The sequence below is a fragment of the Brachybacterium endophyticum genome, from assembly GCF_003130585.1.
In the GTDB taxonomy this organism is placed as follows: domain Bacteria; phylum Actinomycetota; class Actinomycetes; order Actinomycetales; family Dermabacteraceae; genus Brachybacterium; species Brachybacterium endophyticum.
On the sequence record NZ_QFKX01000001.1, the window covers coordinates 1 to 13,495 of the forward strand.

14 protein-coding genes are annotated in these 13,495 nt (G+C 71.7%); 6 read left to right on the forward strand and 8 right to left on the reverse strand.

Annotated elements, in window-relative coordinates; all coding sequences use genetic code 11:
* Window positions 1-214 (forward strand): Fe-Mn family superoxide dismutase (locus DEO23_RS00005; RefSeq protein ID WP_240613134.1); only part of this gene is annotated, 214 nt, incomplete at its 5' end.
* A 209-nt stretch (window positions 215-423) separates the two neighbouring features.
* On the opposite strand, the gene DEO23_RS00010 is transcribed toward DEO23_RS00005, so the two are convergent.
* From DEO23_RS00010 to pdxS, 3 genes are read right to left on the reverse strand one after another with little or no spacing between them, the layout of a single operon-like run.
* A complete protein-coding gene (locus tag DEO23_RS00010; protein WP_109273976.1) occupies window positions 424-1,395 on the reverse strand; it encodes a TolB family protein in 972 nt (323 codons plus the stop codon).
* Window positions 1,396-1,434: 39 nt separating this feature from the next.
* A complete protein-coding gene (gene pdxT, locus DEO23_RS16195; RefSeq protein ID WP_276309425.1) occupies window positions 1,435-2,109 on the reverse strand; it encodes a pyridoxal 5'-phosphate synthase glutaminase subunit PdxT in 675 nt (224 codons plus the stop codon).
* The gene (pdxS, locus tag DEO23_RS16200; protein ID WP_205678779.1) at window positions 2,106-2,996 is read right to left on the reverse strand and encodes a pyridoxal 5'-phosphate synthase lyase subunit PdxS; all 891 of its coding nucleotides are present in this window, start codon (window positions 2,994-2,996) and stop codon (window positions 2,106-2,108) included. Before pdxS ends, pdxT begins: the two co-directional genes overlap by 4 nt.
* 169 nt (window positions 2,997-3,165) lie before the next feature.
* Here pdxS and DEO23_RS00020 point away from each other — a divergent pair, with 169 nt between their 5' ends.
* On the forward strand, window positions 3,166-4,482 hold the full coding sequence (locus DEO23_RS00020; RefSeq protein WP_109274754.1) for an aminotransferase class I/II-fold pyridoxal phosphate-dependent enzyme: 1,317 nt from the start codon (window positions 3,166-3,168) through the stop codon (window positions 4,480-4,482).
* A gap of 37 nt (window positions 4,483-4,519) precedes the next feature.
* Here the strand turns inward: DEO23_RS00020 and DEO23_RS00025 are convergent, their stop codons facing one another.
* Window positions 4,520-5,197 carry a GntR family transcriptional regulator gene (locus DEO23_RS00025; protein WP_109273977.1) on the reverse strand — a complete coding sequence of 226 codons (678 nt, stop codon included), beginning with the start codon at window positions 5,195-5,197 and terminating at the stop codon, window positions 4,520-4,522.
* A 333-nt stretch (window positions 5,198-5,530) separates the two neighbouring features.
* On the opposite strand from DEO23_RS00025, the gene DEO23_RS00030 reads away from it, so the two are divergent.
* The gene (locus DEO23_RS00030) at window positions 5,531-6,454 is read left to right on the forward strand and encodes a VOC family protein (RefSeq protein ID WP_109273978.1); all 924 of its coding nucleotides are present in this window, start codon (window positions 5,531-5,533) and stop codon (window positions 6,452-6,454) included.
* Between the two features lie 66 nt (window positions 6,455-6,520).
* On the opposite strand, the gene DEO23_RS00035 is transcribed toward DEO23_RS00030, so the two are convergent.
* The 3 genes from DEO23_RS00035 to DEO23_RS00045 form a co-directional block, all read right to left on the reverse strand.
* Entirely contained in the window at window positions 6,521-7,318 is a 798-nt protein-coding gene (locus tag DEO23_RS00035; protein WP_109273979.1) for an SDR family oxidoreductase, read from the reverse strand.
* Between the two features lie 62 nt (window positions 7,319-7,380).
* Window positions 7,381-8,010: a plasmid pRiA4b ORF-3 family protein gene (locus tag DEO23_RS00040; RefSeq protein WP_109273980.1), complete on the reverse strand. Its 630-nt coding sequence runs from the start codon at window positions 8,008-8,010 to the stop codon at window positions 7,381-7,383.
* Between the two features lie 10 nt (window positions 8,011-8,020).
* Window positions 8,021-8,752, reverse strand: coding sequence for a Pr6Pr family membrane protein (locus tag DEO23_RS00045; RefSeq protein WP_109273981.1), 732 nt, complete (start codon window positions 8,750-8,752; stop codon window positions 8,021-8,023).
* 37 nt (window positions 8,753-8,789) lie between these two features.
* Between DEO23_RS00045 and DEO23_RS00050 the strand changes: the two genes are divergently transcribed.
* The 3 genes from DEO23_RS00050 to DEO23_RS00060 all read left to right on the forward strand — a co-directional run bounded on the left by DEO23_RS00050 (window position 8,790) and on the right by DEO23_RS00060 (window position 12,168).
* On the forward strand, window positions 8,790-10,016 hold the full coding sequence (locus DEO23_RS00050) for a nucleoside permease (RefSeq protein WP_109273982.1): 1,227 nt from the start codon (window positions 8,790-8,792) through the stop codon (window positions 10,014-10,016).
* 83 nt (window positions 10,017-10,099) lie between these two features.
* A complete protein-coding gene (locus DEO23_RS00055) occupies window positions 10,100-11,140 on the forward strand; it encodes a Gfo/Idh/MocA family protein (protein WP_109273983.1) in 1,041 nt (346 codons plus the stop codon).
* Entirely contained in the window at window positions 11,134-12,168 is a 1,035-nt protein-coding gene (locus DEO23_RS00060; protein WP_109273984.1) for a Gfo/Idh/MocA family protein, read from the forward strand. Before DEO23_RS00055 ends, DEO23_RS00060 begins: the two co-directional genes overlap by 7 nt.
* Here DEO23_RS00060 and DEO23_RS00065 read toward each other — a convergent pair.
* Entirely contained in the window at window positions 12,155-13,414 is a 1,260-nt protein-coding gene (locus DEO23_RS00065; protein WP_276309436.1) for an MFS transporter, read from the reverse strand. The genes DEO23_RS00060 and DEO23_RS00065 overlap by 14 nt on opposite strands.
* Between the last annotated feature and the right edge of the window lie 81 nt (window positions 13,415-13,495).

Consider the following 13,495-nt stretch of genomic DNA (forward strand, 5'->3'; position numbering starts at 1 on the left):
GATCGAGCAGTTCTACGATCAGCAGAACGGCATCCCGGTCGCGACGGTCCCGCTGTTCCAGCTGGACATGTGGGAGCACGCCTTCTACCTGGACTACCAGAACGTGAAGGCGGATTACGTCAAGGCGATCTGGAACATCGTGAACTGGGCCGACGTCCAGGCACGGTTCGAGAACGCCCGCAAGACCACGGGCCTGGTCAACCCCGGCGCCTGAGACCGCTCATCGGGGTTGCTCCCTGCGAGCGGCCCCGCAGCCCGGGCGCTCGGCCCGATGACCCGGGCTGGGTGAACGGACCGACGGCCCCGGCATCACCGCCCTCCCGGGTGGGATGCCGGGGCCGTACGTCGTCCGGGGCGGCCCGCTCGTCCTGAGGCATCCGCCGTCCATGGCCACCCGCCCCGCTCACCGGGGGCGTCGTCGCCTCAGTGCTCGGTTCCCGCGTCCGTCAGGTCCTCCGCCCGGGGGTAGTCGACGTAGGCGAAGGCCGAGCCGTCCGGGGCCCAGCTGGGCACGTTGATCGTGCCCTGCCCGCCCTCGAGCTCCATGAGCGTCGTCGGTGCCTGCCAGTCGCCGACCTCGACCATGCGCAGCTGGACCCTCAGATCCGCCGGGTGCCCGCGCGTCCCGGGCGGGAAGCTCACATAGACCACGACGTCGCCGGTGGGCGCGATGTGGGGGAACCAGTTGACGCGCTCGTCGGACGTCAGCTGCTCGAGGTCGCTGCCGTCGGGCCGGATCCGGGCGAGTTGGGCGTGGCCGGGACGGGTCGAGAACTGCTCGGTGTTCAGCAGGATCCAGTCGCCGTCGGGCGTCCACTCGCAGCCGTCGGCCGGGCCCGGGTCGATGGTGAGACGCCGGTCGTCGGTGCCGTCGGCGGCGATCGTATGGATCCACGCGCTGCCCCACGGGTCCTGTCCACCGATCTCGAGGCGCACGTAGCCCAGTCGGCTCCCGTCCGGGCTGATCCCGTGCAGGAAGTGCATGATGCCGTCCTCGCTGGTGACGCGGCGGATCGGCGAACCATCGAACGGGACGTGCCAGATGTGATGGTCGGCGGCCGAGGCGAAGACACCGCTGCCGTCGGGCGCGAGCACGTGGTCGTTGTTCACGGGTGGGAGGCCCGGCGCCTCGAGGAGTGTCGGGGCAATCGCGGAGCCGTCCGGGGGGAGCCGCCACAGCCGCCCCTCGCCGTTCAGCAGCAAGGACCCGTCGGCCGTCCAGTTCGGGGCCTCGTAGAGGCGGCCCTCGGAGACGTGCACGGTGCGCACGGATCCGCTCGCACGCTCCCACACCCGCACCCGCGCGAGCTGCCCGGGAGCGAGCGTGCGCCAGGGCACGCGGTCGGACGATGTCGTGCGCGAGGGCGCATCCGAGGGGACAGAGGGCTGAGGCATCGACGGGCTCCTTCGCACGGGCGATCGCGTGCGGCCAGCCTAGTCGGCGCCCATCTCCGCCCCACCCGAGCAGACGGGTGCTCGACGTGCGCGCGCCGTGCTCAGGAAGCGTCGGTGGAAGCGGCTCTCCCCCGTGGACTCGGGATGGAAGGAGAGCCCCATCAGGGCCCCCTGCTCGGCGGCGACCAGGCGCCCGTCGGGCAACGTCGCGAGCGGCGTCGCGGCGGGCCCGAGGGCTTCGATCACGGGCGCGCGGATGAACGCGGCCCGCACCGGCGGGCCCTCGAGCGCGGGCACCTCGAGGTCGGTCTCGAAGGACTCCCGCTGGGTTCCGAAGGCGTTGCGGCGCACGGTCGCATCGATCCCGCCCAGGGTCTGCTGCCCGGTGATGCCGTCGGCCAGACGGTCGGCCAGCAGGATCAGGCCCGCGCAGGTGCCGAGGACGGAGAGGCCGGCGCGGAGGGCCGCGACCAGCGGTTCGTACATCCCGGTGCCGCGCAGCAGCTTGTCGATGACGCTCGACTCCCCGCCGGGCAGCACCAGTCCGTCCAGCCCCTCGAGCTCGTGCTCCCGGCGCACGGTGGTGACCTGCGCGCCGAGCGAGGTCAGCATCCGCTCGTGCTCACGGACGTCGCCCTGCAGGGCGAGCACCCCGATGCGCAGCCCCTGGCCGGGGGCGTACGCCGGGACGCCCGCGGAGCCCCCGGTGCTCACCAGCCGCGCTCGGCCAGACGGTGCGGGGCCGGGAGGTCGGCAACGTTGATGCCGACCATGGCCTTGCCGAGCCCGCGGGAGACCTCGGTGATGACCGAGGGATCGTCGTGGAAGGTGGTCGCGCGGACGATCGCGGCAGCCCGCTTGGCGGGGTCGCCGGAGGTGAAGATCCCCGAGCCGACGAAGACGCCGTCGGCCCCGAGCTGCATCATCATCGCGGCGTCCGCCGGGGTCGCGATCCCGCCGGCGGTGAACAGCACGACGGGCAGCATCCCGGTCGCCGCGACCTCCGCCACCAGCGGGTACGGGGCCTGGAGCTCCTTCGCGGCGACGTAGAGCTCGTCCTTCGAGAGTGCGGAGAGCCGGCGGATCTCGGCACGGATGGTGCGGATGTGGCGGGTGGCCTCGGAGACGTCGCCGGTGCCGGCCTCGCCCTTGGAGCGGATCATCGCCGCGCCCTCGGCGATCCGGCGCAGGGCCTCGCCGAGGTTCGTCGCACCGCACACGAAGGGCACGGTGAAGTCCCACTTGTCGATGTGGTGGGCGTGGTCGGCGGGGGAGAGCACCTCGGACTCGTCCACGTAGTCCACACCGAGATCCTGGAGGACCTGCGCCTCGACGAAATGGCCGATGCGGGACTTGGCCATCACCGGGATCGAGACGGCCGCCTGGATCTCCTCGATCAGCTGCGGGTCGCTCATGCGGGCCACCCCGCCCTCGGCGCGGATGTCCGCGGGGACGCGCTCGAGCGCCATGACGGCCACGGCACCGGCGTCCTCCGCGATCCGGGCCTGCTCGGCGTCGACGACGTCCATGATGACGCCGCCCTTCAGCATCTCGGCCAGACCGCGCTTGACCTGCACGGTCCCTGTCGTGGTGTCGCTCATGGGGTGGTCCTCCTGCTGCCGCGGCCGACGATCCGACGACGGCCGGGAGCCGCATCGGTATTGATCTAGGCCAAAAAGTAGCACGGCTCAGGCCATAGACTCGGGGACCGTGAGCGGGGATGAGACGACGACGCAGTCGGATGCAGGGCGACCGGAGGCCGCCGACGCCCTGATCCGGGGTGCCACCGCGGCCGACATCGCCGACAGCATCCGGGGTCTCGTCGAGCGCGGGCACCTGGTGCCCGGGGACCCGCTGCCGCCCGTGCGCAGCCTCGCCGCGCGCCAGGGCATCAATCGCAACACCGCCGTCGCCGCGTACCGGCGACTCGCCCGCGCCGGCATCGTGCAGGCCCAGGGGCGGGCGGGGACCCGCATCGCCCCGCGATCCCATCTGCCCCAGGAGGGGTACGCGCCGTCCGGGGCGCTGAAGGACCTGGGCAGCGGCAATCCCGCCCCGAGGTTCATCCCCGATCCCTCGCTCGCGCTGGGGGAGGCCGTCGGGCGCCCGGTCCTCTACGGCGAGCCCGTGGTGGACGCAAACCTCGAGCAGTGGGCGCGGGAATGGATGCGCCCGGACACCCCTGCGCCGCCGCGCATCAGCGTGACCAGCGGGGCCGTCGACGCCATCGAGAGACTGCTCGCGCAGGTGCTCGAGCGCGGCGACACCGTGGGGCTCGAGGACCCGTGCTTCCTGGCGAGCATCCAGACCGTGCGCCTGGCCGGCTACCGGCCCTCGCCGATCGCCGTCGACGAGGAGGGGATGACGGTGGCCGGGCTGCGCGAGGCCCTGGAGGGCGGCGCCCGTGCCATCGTGTGCACCCCGCGTGCCCAGAACCCCACCGGCGCCTCGCTCTCCGAGGAGCGCGCCACCCAGCTGCGAGCCGTCCTCGCGGATCATCCCTACGTCCTGGTCATCGAGGACGACTACTACTCGTTGCTCGCCCGCAGCCCGTTCCGCTCCATCGTCGGGTCGGCGCACAAGCGCTGGGCCCTGGTGCGCTCGGTCTCGAAGTTCCTGGGGCCCGACCTCTGTCTCGCACTCGTGGGCTCGGACGCCGAGACGGCGGAACGCCTGGCCCTGCGCCTGAGCCCCGGGACGACATGGGTCAGCCACCTCCTGCAGCGGATCGCCTACGGCCTGCTCAGCGACGGATCCTCGCGCGACCTCATCGCCCGCGCCGGCCTCCACTACGCCGAGCGCGACGCCGCGGCGGCACAGCAGCTGCGCGAACGGGGCGTGGCGGCCGAGCAGCGGGACGGGATGAGCCTGTGGGTGCCGTGCGGCGCGCCGGCCCGCACCGTCGCCGAGCACCTCATGCGACGCGGCTGGCTGGCGCGCACCGGGGAGGACTTCCGCATCCGGGCTGGCGGGGAGCCGTCGGAGCACCTGCGTCTGACGGTGCACGACCTGGAGGCGCGTGAGCTGGGGGAGCTGGCGCACGATCTGCGGGAGGCCATCGACGATGCGGTGCGCGAGGCGGACTGAGGGAGTCCCTACCCGGCCCCGGGCGAGCGTTCCGTGGTCATCGCGCATCGCCCGTGGTCATGGCGGCGACGTCCTCGCGCAGGATGTCCATCCGCAGGGTCCGATCGGTCTCGGAGTGTGCCCGGGCGATGGCACGGGCTGCCACGTCGTCACGGTCCGAGACGACCCGCAGCATCTGCGCGTGCTCGTCCAGTGCCTGCTCCCAGCGGCCGGATGAGCTCAGCGTCGAGCGGCGGGTGTCGACGGGGCGCTGGGTGAGCGTCTCCAGCAGCTCGGTGAGCACGGGATTGTGCGAGGCCGCCCAGAGCGCCTGATGGAACTCGAGGTCGCAGCGTGCGAGCAGGCGGCCGTCCTCCAGATCGGACCCCTCCAGGGCGCGATCCCGCTCGAGCAGGGCCTCGAGGCGCAGCACGTCCTGCACGGTGCGATGGAGGGCGGCGTCGCCCGCGATCTGCTCCTCCAGCAGCGTGCGCGCATCGCAGATCTGCACGACGGTCTGCGGGTCGGTGCCCTGCACGACGAGCGCCCGGCCCCAGCGGACCACGAGCCCCGCCTGTTCGAGGCGGGAGAGCGCATCGCGCACGGGCGTGCGAGAGACCTCGAACCTGCTGGCCAGCGCGACCTCACGCAGGGCGGCGCCCGGCTCCAGCGTGCCGTCGAGGATCTCGGAACGCAGCGTCTCCAGGACCTGCGGCCGGTCGTTCCTGGGGGTCATGCGGTCCTCCGTCGTCCGTGCTCGGCATCATCCGTGCTCGATCCTCAGCGGACCGATGAGCACGGTGACAGACAGTGTATGCGACGTGTGGCCTGGAAAGAGCGCTAGGACCCGACTGCGTGTTCACGGGTACACACGGCTCAAGCCAGAAACAACGGGATACAGAAGGTGCAAGCGCGTCGTGAGGGCTCGGGATTGTTCTGATGCCGGCGGCAGTCACGACCAGGACGGCCCTGTGACGTAACCGCACTTGCGCAGGGAGAGCGGTGCGCGCACGCTATAGGTGAATCTTCAACAAGATGTGGAGGCGACCGTGCGTGTGTGGAGAGGCCGATGATGACCGTCACGTCCGTGACCGATGAGCTGCACCTGAACCCCGCGACCGGGATGGACGCCGTCACGCTCCGGGTCGGGGACCTGGAGAACATGTCCTCGTACTACGCCCAAGCACTCGCTCTCGCGCCGGTCGAGGAGCGCACCCGGGGCACCGAGGTGCACCGGGTGCTGGGCCGCGGTGAGGTGCCGATGGTCCGTCTCATCGCCACACCCGGGTTGCCCGCCGTCGACCCGCGTGCCGCGGGCCTGTTCCACACGGCCTTCCTCTTCGAGGACAAGGCGTCCCTCGCGGCGACCGTCGCCCGTGCCGCGTCGGACCCGCGCAGCAGGTATGTCGGCTCGGCCGATCACCTGGTCTCGGAGGCCTTTTATTTCACCGACCCCGAGGGCAACGGGATCGAGCTCTACGTGGACCGGCCGCGCGCACAGTGGACATGGCGAGGCGGCGAGGTGCAGATGGACTCGCTCTTCCTCGAACCGAACGCCTACCTCGACGCCCATCTGGACCAGAGCGTGGTCAGTGCAGGGCCGTCGCGGTCAGGGAAGGTCGGTCACGTGCACCTGCAGGTCGGCGACGTGCAGACGGCCCGCCGTTTCTACGTCGACGCCCTCGGCTTCGAGACCACCGTCACAGCGCATCCGGGCGCCCTGTTCGCCGCGGCCGGCGGCTACCACCACCACGTCGCGATGAACGCGTGGAACAGCGCCGGGGCGGGACCGCGTGCGGCGACCCTCGGGCTCGGGGACGTCGCGATCACCGTGCCCGGGCGCGAGGACCTGGATGCTCTCGTGGCCCGGCTCCGCCGCGCGGGCATCGAGTACGCCGATCACTCGCACCGCGTGGTGGCCGAGGACCCGTGGGGCACGCAGGTCAGCCTCGCCGTGCCCGGCACCACCACCGAGGAGCTGCTCGCGCGCTGAGCGCCTCGGCGCCGGGCCCCGTCGGCGCCGGGCCCCGTCGGCCGGGTCGGGCCGGTCGGGCCCGTGTCACCAGGGCAGGACCCCGTAGCCGCCGTCGCCGTCGCCCTCGGTCGTCCACAGGTGCCCCCACAGCACACCGCTGGGGCCGTCCTCGTCGAGGGTCGCCAGGTGCACGCTGGGCTCCGCTCCCGCTTCGACGGGCCAGATCCCGCGGTGCTGCGTGAAGTCGGTGTCGGTGAACCCCGGGTTCGCGGCGTTGACCTTGATCGGGGTGTCCCGGAGCTCCTTGGCGTACTGCACGGTCATCATGTTCACCGCCGCCTTCGAGCTCGGGTACTGGATCGAGGCGGGGGTCCCGCTGACGGGGGAGCCGGGGTTCACGGTCGCGTCCATCGACCCGATCTCGCTGGAGACGTTCACGATGCGCGCCGCGGGAGCCCTGCGCAGCAGCGGCAGGAACGCGTTGGTCACGCGCACCACCCCGAACACGTTGATCTCCCAGACCGCGCGCATGTCCTGGATGGAGGTGTCGCTCGGTGCGGCGCGGAGCCCGCCGACGCTCGGGACGCCGGCATTGTTGATCAGCGCGTCCAGGTGGTCGTAGCGCGCCGAGACCCATTGCTCGGCCGCGTGCACGGAGTCCTCGTCGGTGACGTCGAGGCGAACCGCGTGGGCATCGACGCCCTCGCGCCGCAGCTCCTCCTCGGCGGTCCGTCCGCGCTCCTCGTCGCGCGCTCCGAGCAGCACCGTGTGGCCGAGACGCCCCAGCTGTCGGGCGGTCTCGAAGCCGATGCCCTTGTTGGCGCCCGTGATGAGGGTGGTGCGGGCAGGGCTGTCGGGGGACTGGTTCGCGTGCTCCGTCATGGCTGCGAGGCTACGCCGCCTCCACCGGTGCCGGCTGGGCGCCAGGAGCGGGATGTCGCGGGTCAGAACACGTCGAGGCCCTCGTCCGGCCCACGGGAGACGCGGAGCTCGGGGATCGGCGCGCTCTCGAGCTCCACCTGCACGGCCACCTCGTCGAAGTCCAGGAGCTTCCTCGCGAGATCGTCGGGATCGCCCTCGCCCACGAGATGCCGCAGACGGTTCGCGTCCCAGCCGTCCGGCTCCTCACCGGAGCGCAGCCGCCGCAGCGCCGAGACCAGCTCAGCGAACCCGGCGATGCCGCCGCAGTCCTCGGGCGGACAGGCACCCTCGCCGCCCAGCAGCTCCGCGTGCTCCGTCGTCCCCTCGGATGCGTCGGCGACGGCGACGCGGTGCTCCCAGTCGTCGCCCATGTCGTAGACGTACGTGATCACCGCGCCGTCGCCGAGAGCCTCCTCGAGGGTGACGCCGTGCTCGTCTGCCTTTTCGGACACGGGCTCGAGGGTCCAGCGCCGGGTCGACGCCCCGTAGCTCTCGCCGCGCCCGAAACCGTGCCGGTGGGTGTCCTCCCAGCCCATCGCGACCTGCAGCACGGTGTGGAGATCGGTCAGCAGCACGTCGGAGGGCACGCGGATCTCACGCCAGACGGGCGGCTCGCAGTCCGTGAGGGTCACGCGCAGGTCGAGGATCGTCATGGTGGCTGGGCTACGCCAGTCGGCCCGCCGGCGTCAAGCGTTCCCGGAGCCAGCACCCGCAGGCCAGAATCTCCATGATCACCAGGATCACGATGCCCGCGTGAAGCGCGTCGGCGTAGCCGACGACCGCCACGTCGATGAACGGGTAGGGGTACCAACCGGTCGCCGTGCCGTGGGCCAGCGTCCAGACCAGGTAGGCCAGAGGGAAGAGCAGGCTGCCCAGGACCGTGCGGCCGCGGACGTGACCACGCGGGCCGACGACGATCCACACGACCGCCGTCAGCAGCGGGACCACGATGTGCTGCACGGTGTCCACCAGGGCGGGCACGCCCGGTGGGGTCTCGGAGATCGGGCGCAGCAGGAACCAGTGCACCACTCCGGTGATGACGATGCCGGTGACGGCATTGAGCGTGAGCACGCGCAGCACCGGCCCGGGACGCCCGCCCAGCAGGAAGGACGTCGCCGCGATCAGGACGGCGAGGTTCGTGAGGATCGTGAAGAACGAGACGTACCGGACCAGCGTCGGGCCGAGACCCACGCCCGTGCTGCCGTCGAGCGAGTCCCCGAGCGACAGCACCAGCGAGCCGCACATCCCGAACGCCGCACACGCCGCCACGAGGCCCCAGCTCAGTCGCTGAACGGCACCGATCGCCGGGCGGTCGGCCGACGGGCCGTTGGCGGGGGAGGCGGGATCGGGCGCGGCGGAGCTGTCCTGGGCCGGGGGCGACGCGAACTCGGGCATGCTCGCATTGTGCCGCGGGCCACAGTAGATTCTCAGCATGCTGAGCGCGGCGATGCGGATCCGCCTGTCCCTGATGATGTTCCTCGAGTTCTTCGTCTGGGGCGGATGGTTCGTCACCGTCGGCACCTATCTGGCCGCGGACCTCGGCGCGAGCGGCAGCCAGATCGCGCTCGCCGTGCTCACCCAGTCGCTGGGTGCGATCCTCGCGCCCTTCCTGGTGGGCCTGATCGCCGACCGCTTCTTCTCCGCCCAGAAGATCCTGGGCATCCTGCACCTGTTCGGCGCGCTGATGCTGTTCCTCGCCGGCTGGCAGGACACCTTCGGCGGCTTCTTCGTCCTCGCCCTGCTGGCGATGATCGCCTTCATGCCCACGCTGGCGCTCGCCAACACGATCTGCTTCCGCCGCATGACCAGCCCCGAGCGGCAGTTCCCCGGCGTGCGCGTGTTCGGCACGATCGGCTGGATCATCGCGGGACTGCTGATCGGATGGCTGGGCTGGGAGACGACCGGCCGACTGGCCGACACCTTCGTGATGGCCGCGATCGGATCGGCCCTGCTGGGCGTCTACGCCTTCACGCTGCCCGCGACGCCGCCGGAGAAGCGCGCGGGCCCGGCGACCGTGCGCGACGTGCTGGGGCTGGACGCCCTCGCCCTGCTGAGAAGCCGCTCCTACCTGGTCTTCTTCCTCGCCTCGGTGCTGATCTGCATCCCGCTGGCCTTCTACTACACGTTCACCAACCTCTACCTCAACGAGATCGGCGTGAGCGGCGCCGCCGGGGTGCAGAGCCTCGGCCAGGTCTCCGAGGCCGTCTTCCTGCTGGCGATGCCGCTGATGCTGAAGAAGCTCGGCATCAAGTGGACCCTGCTGATCGGCATGCTCGCCTGGGCCCTGCGGTATGCGATGTTCGCCCTCGGGGATGCCGGCCCGCTGATGTGGCTGGTGGTGATCGGGCTGCTGCTGCACGGCGTCTGCTACGACTTCTTCTTCGTGGCCGGCCAGATCTACACCGATCGCTTCGCCCCCTCGCACGTGCGCAGCGCCGCCCAGGGCATGATCTCCCTGGCCACCTACGGGGTGGGTCTGCTGATCGGGTCCCTGATCTCCGGTCCCGTCGTGGACGCCTTCGTCGCGGCTGACGGGACGCACGACTGGCGGATGGTCTGGCTGATCCCTGCCGCACTGGCCGTCGCCGTCGCAGTGTTCTTCGTGGCGCTGTTCCGCGAGGACGCCAGCGCGGAGGACGCTGGGGTCCGTGCTCTCTGAGGTGCGGCGCCCCGCACTCCCTCGGCCCCGTCACCGATACCATCGATCCTGGCCATGACCGCTCCGACGACGGAGACTCCCGCATGACAGACCAGCCCCTCACGGATGCTGCGGACACCCCGGCCCGCGCCGCCCTCCCAGATCCTGCTCCGCCCCTGCGCGTCGGGGTGATCGGAACCGGCGGCATCTCGCGCGCTCACGCCCCCGGATGGCTCGGGACCGGAGCGGAGCTGCACGCCTTCAGCCTCGAGGGCGCCTCCGCCTTCGCCGAGGAGTTCGGGGCGATCCTCCACGACACCCTCGAGGAGCTGCTCGAGGCCGTGGACGCCGTGGACGTCTGCACACCCACTCCGTCCCATCCCGCGCTCGTGCACGCGGCGCTCGACGCCGGCAAGGACGTGGTCTGCGAGAAGCCGCTGGCCCTGACCGAGCAGGAGTGCCAGGGGATGATCGAGCGCGCCCGCGAGGTGGGTCGCCACCTGTTCCCCGCGCACGTGGTCCGCTTCTTCCCGCAGTACGCGGCGGCGAGACGAGCGCTGGACTCCGGTGACCTGGGGCAGCTGGGCGTGCTGCGCTTCGAGCGCACGGGGGCGATGCCCACCCAGCCCTGGTTCGCCGACGAGTCGCAGTCCGGCGGCATCGTCATGGACCAGATGATCCACGACATCGACCAGGCGGTCTGGCACGCGGGAGCCGTCAGCAGCGTGTACGCCCGTCAGCACGCGACCGAGGGCGCCGGGGAGATCCGCACCGCGCACGTGGTGCTCACCCATGTGGGCGGCGCGATCTCGCACTGCCGCGGCCTCTGGGGTCCGGCGGGCACGCAGTTCCGGTACACCTTCAGCCTCGCCGGCGATCGCGGCCGGCTCGACTACGACTCAGCGCGGAACACGGGGGTGAGCTGGGACGAGGTCGCCTCCGCGGCACAGGCCTCGGGCGATGGCTTCCTCCCGGACATCTCCGGGATGCCCAGCCCCTACGCCCTCGAGATCCGGGAGTTCACCGACGTGCTCCGCGGCCGGGCACCCGCCGCACGGGTGGCTGCCGAGGACGGCGCCTACGCCGTACGGGTCTCGCGTGCCGCCATGGAATCGCTCGCGACCGGCAGGAGGATCGCATGCTGACCGCAAACCAGCTGGGCGGGGACGCCCGGAACGACGGCGCCCGCGCGGCGCGGCCGCTGAGGATCGCCCTGATGTCCTGCGCCCACACCCACGCGGCCGGGTACGCGGGACTGCTCGATGCGCGCGAGGACGTCGACCTCGTGGTCGCAGACCCCGATGGCTTCGGCGACGTCCGTGCGCGCAGGGTCGTCGGCAGCTACCAGGAGGCCTGGGACTACTACGCCGAAGGCCCGGACGCGATCGTGGTGACCAGCGCGAACGCGCACCATCGGGATCTCGTGCTGGAGGCCGCGCGTCGGGGTGTCCACGTGCTGTGCGAGAAGCCGCTCGCGACCACGGTCGCCGACGCCGAGTCGATGGTCGCGGCGTGCCAGGAGGCGGGGGTGGTGCTGATGACCGCCTTCCCCGTGCACTTCTCGCCCCAGGTCGCGGTGCTGCGCGACGCCGTGCACGGCGGGACGCTGGGCACGGTCATGGGGCTCACCGGCACGAACAACGGCATGCTTCCCGGCGGGCGGGACTGGTTCACCGACGTCGACCTCTCCGGCGGGGGAGCCCTGGTCGACCACACCGTGCACATCGCCCAGATCCTCGACTCGCTCCTCGGTGAGCCCGAGACCGTGCACGCCGTGACCAACCGGATCCTGTACGCGGATCGGGCCGGCGAGGGGGCCGAGACCGGTGGCCTGGTCACCTTCACCTATCCCGACGGCACGATCACGACGATCGACTGCTCCTGGTCGCAGCCGGCCGACGCCCCCACCTGGGGCGGCCTGCGACTGCAGGCGCTCGGCACCGGAGGCCAGCTCGAGATCGACGCCTTCGCCGAGCGCGTCGAGGGCTTCGGGCAGTGGCATCCCTACGGCGCCGACCTCGATGCGCTGCTGCTGGACGCCTTCGTGGGCGCCGTGCGCGCCGGGAAGTCAGCGGAGCCGACGGGCGAGGTGGGGCTGCGGACGGTGCGCGTGGTCGCCGCCGCCCAGGAGTCCGTGCGCACGGGTCAGGCGGTCGCGCTCACGAGCGTCTGAGCCGGGCCCGCGACATCCCTACCGCGACCAGGGCCGCGACCAGCAGCGAGCCCGCGGCGAGGGCCGCGCCGCCCACGGTCACGGCGCCGGTGACGCCCACGACCGAGCCCAGCAGGGCGAGGGTCAGTCCGTTGCCGGTGCGCATGCCGCTGCCGATCATGCTGTAGACGCCGACCACGCGTTCGCGCTGGTGCGCGGGGGCGCGCAGCTGCACCACGGCCTGGCCTATCGAGGTCGCCGCCATGTTCGCGATCCCGCCGATCACCAGCGCGATCACGGCGATCCAGTAGTGGGAGGTGAGCGTGAGCAGCACCGTCGTCAGCCCGAACAGCAGCGTCGCGATCACCGCCGCGCGGGTGTCCGGGCGGATCACGCCAGTCGCCTCCAGGAGGAACCCTCCCAGCACCCCGCCGGCCCCGCCGGCGAACAGCAGCACCCCGTAGCCGATGCCGCCGCTGTCCGCGCCGAGGCCGTCGGCGATGGAGGGCATGGAGACCTGCAGCGAGGCACCCACGCACACGGCGACCAGCCCGGCGAGGACGATCATCGCGACCAGCACCTTGTCCCCGCTGACGGTGCGCAGCACCGAGAAGGTGTCGCGCAGACCCAGGCGCTCGCGCCGGACGATGCCGCTGCGCGTGTGGCCCGTGAACGGGGTGCGCAGCATCAGCAGGGTCATCGGCAGGTAGAACAGCACGTTCGCGAAGATCCCCCCGGTGGCACCGAGGGCGAGCATGAGCCCCGAGCCGATGACGGGGCCCGCGAGCACGCCCAGCGACTTGAACGTGGCATTCATGCGGACGGCCCCGGGCAGGTCCTCGGTCTCCACGAAGTCGTGCAGCAGCAGCTGCTCGGCCGGTCCCCACAGTGCGCCCGCGCAGCCGTGCAGGATCAGCAGCACGCAGGCCATCCACATCTCGAGGGAGTCGGTGAGGAAGAGGACGCCCCAGGCGAGCGACACGAACGCGAACAGGATCTGGGCGATCTGGATGATGCGTCGGCAGTCGAAGCGCTCGGCGAGGGAGCCGAACCACACCGACAGCAGCAGGAACGGCAGCCAGTGGCTGATGACCTCGAAGCCCACCAGGGCGGGGGAGTGGAACATGCGCCACAGCACCCAGTAGGTGATGACGTGCTCGATGTTGTCGGCCATCATCGACAGCCCCGCGGAGAACAGGTACGGGCGCGAATGGGCATCGCGCAGCGCGGCGAAGCGACGGGGACGGGTGGCGGTCGTGGGGACCAGCTCCTGAGGAGGGGAGAGGGGTCGGGAAGGGGGGCGGGACCGCGTCCGGGATCTCGCGGCCCCGACCACAGTAGTGGGCGA

What these genes read in the sequence shown, in the direction of transcription:
- DEO23_RS00010 (WP_109273976.1), bottom strand. Translation starts at nt 1,395, where the DNA reads ATGCCTCAGCCCTCTGTCCCCTCGGATGCGCCCTCGCGCACGACATCG.
- pdxS (WP_205678779.1), bottom strand. Translation starts at nt 2,996, where the DNA reads ATGAGCGACACCACGACAGGGACCGTGCAGGTCAAGCGCGGTCTGGCC.
- DEO23_RS00025 (WP_109273977.1), bottom strand. Translation starts at nt 5,197, where the DNA reads ATGACCCCCAGGAACGACCGGCCGCAGGTCCTGGAGACGCTGCGTTCC.
- DEO23_RS00030 (WP_109273978.1), top strand. Translation starts at nt 5,531, where the DNA reads ATGATGACCGTCACGTCCGTGACCGATGAGCTGCACCTGAACCCCGCG.
- DEO23_RS00035 (WP_109273979.1), bottom strand. Translation starts at nt 7,318, where the DNA reads ATGACGGAGCACGCGAACCAGTCCCCCGACAGCCCTGCCCGCACCACC.
- DEO23_RS00040 (WP_109273980.1), bottom strand. Translation starts at nt 8,010, where the DNA reads ATGACGATCCTCGACCTGCGCGTGACCCTCACGGACTGCGAGCCGCCC.
- DEO23_RS00045 (WP_109273981.1), bottom strand. Translation starts at nt 8,752, where the DNA reads ATGCCCGAGTTCGCGTCGCCCCCGGCCCAGGACAGCTCCGCCGCGCCC.
- DEO23_RS00050 (WP_109273982.1), top strand. Translation starts at nt 8,790, where the DNA reads ATGCTGAGCGCGGCGATGCGGATCCGCCTGTCCCTGATGATGTTCCTC.
- DEO23_RS00055 (WP_109273983.1), top strand. Translation starts at nt 10,100, where the DNA reads ATGACAGACCAGCCCCTCACGGATGCTGCGGACACCCCGGCCCGCGCC.
- DEO23_RS00060 (WP_109273984.1), top strand. Translation starts at nt 11,134, where the DNA reads ATGCTGACCGCAAACCAGCTGGGCGGGGACGCCCGGAACGACGGCGCC.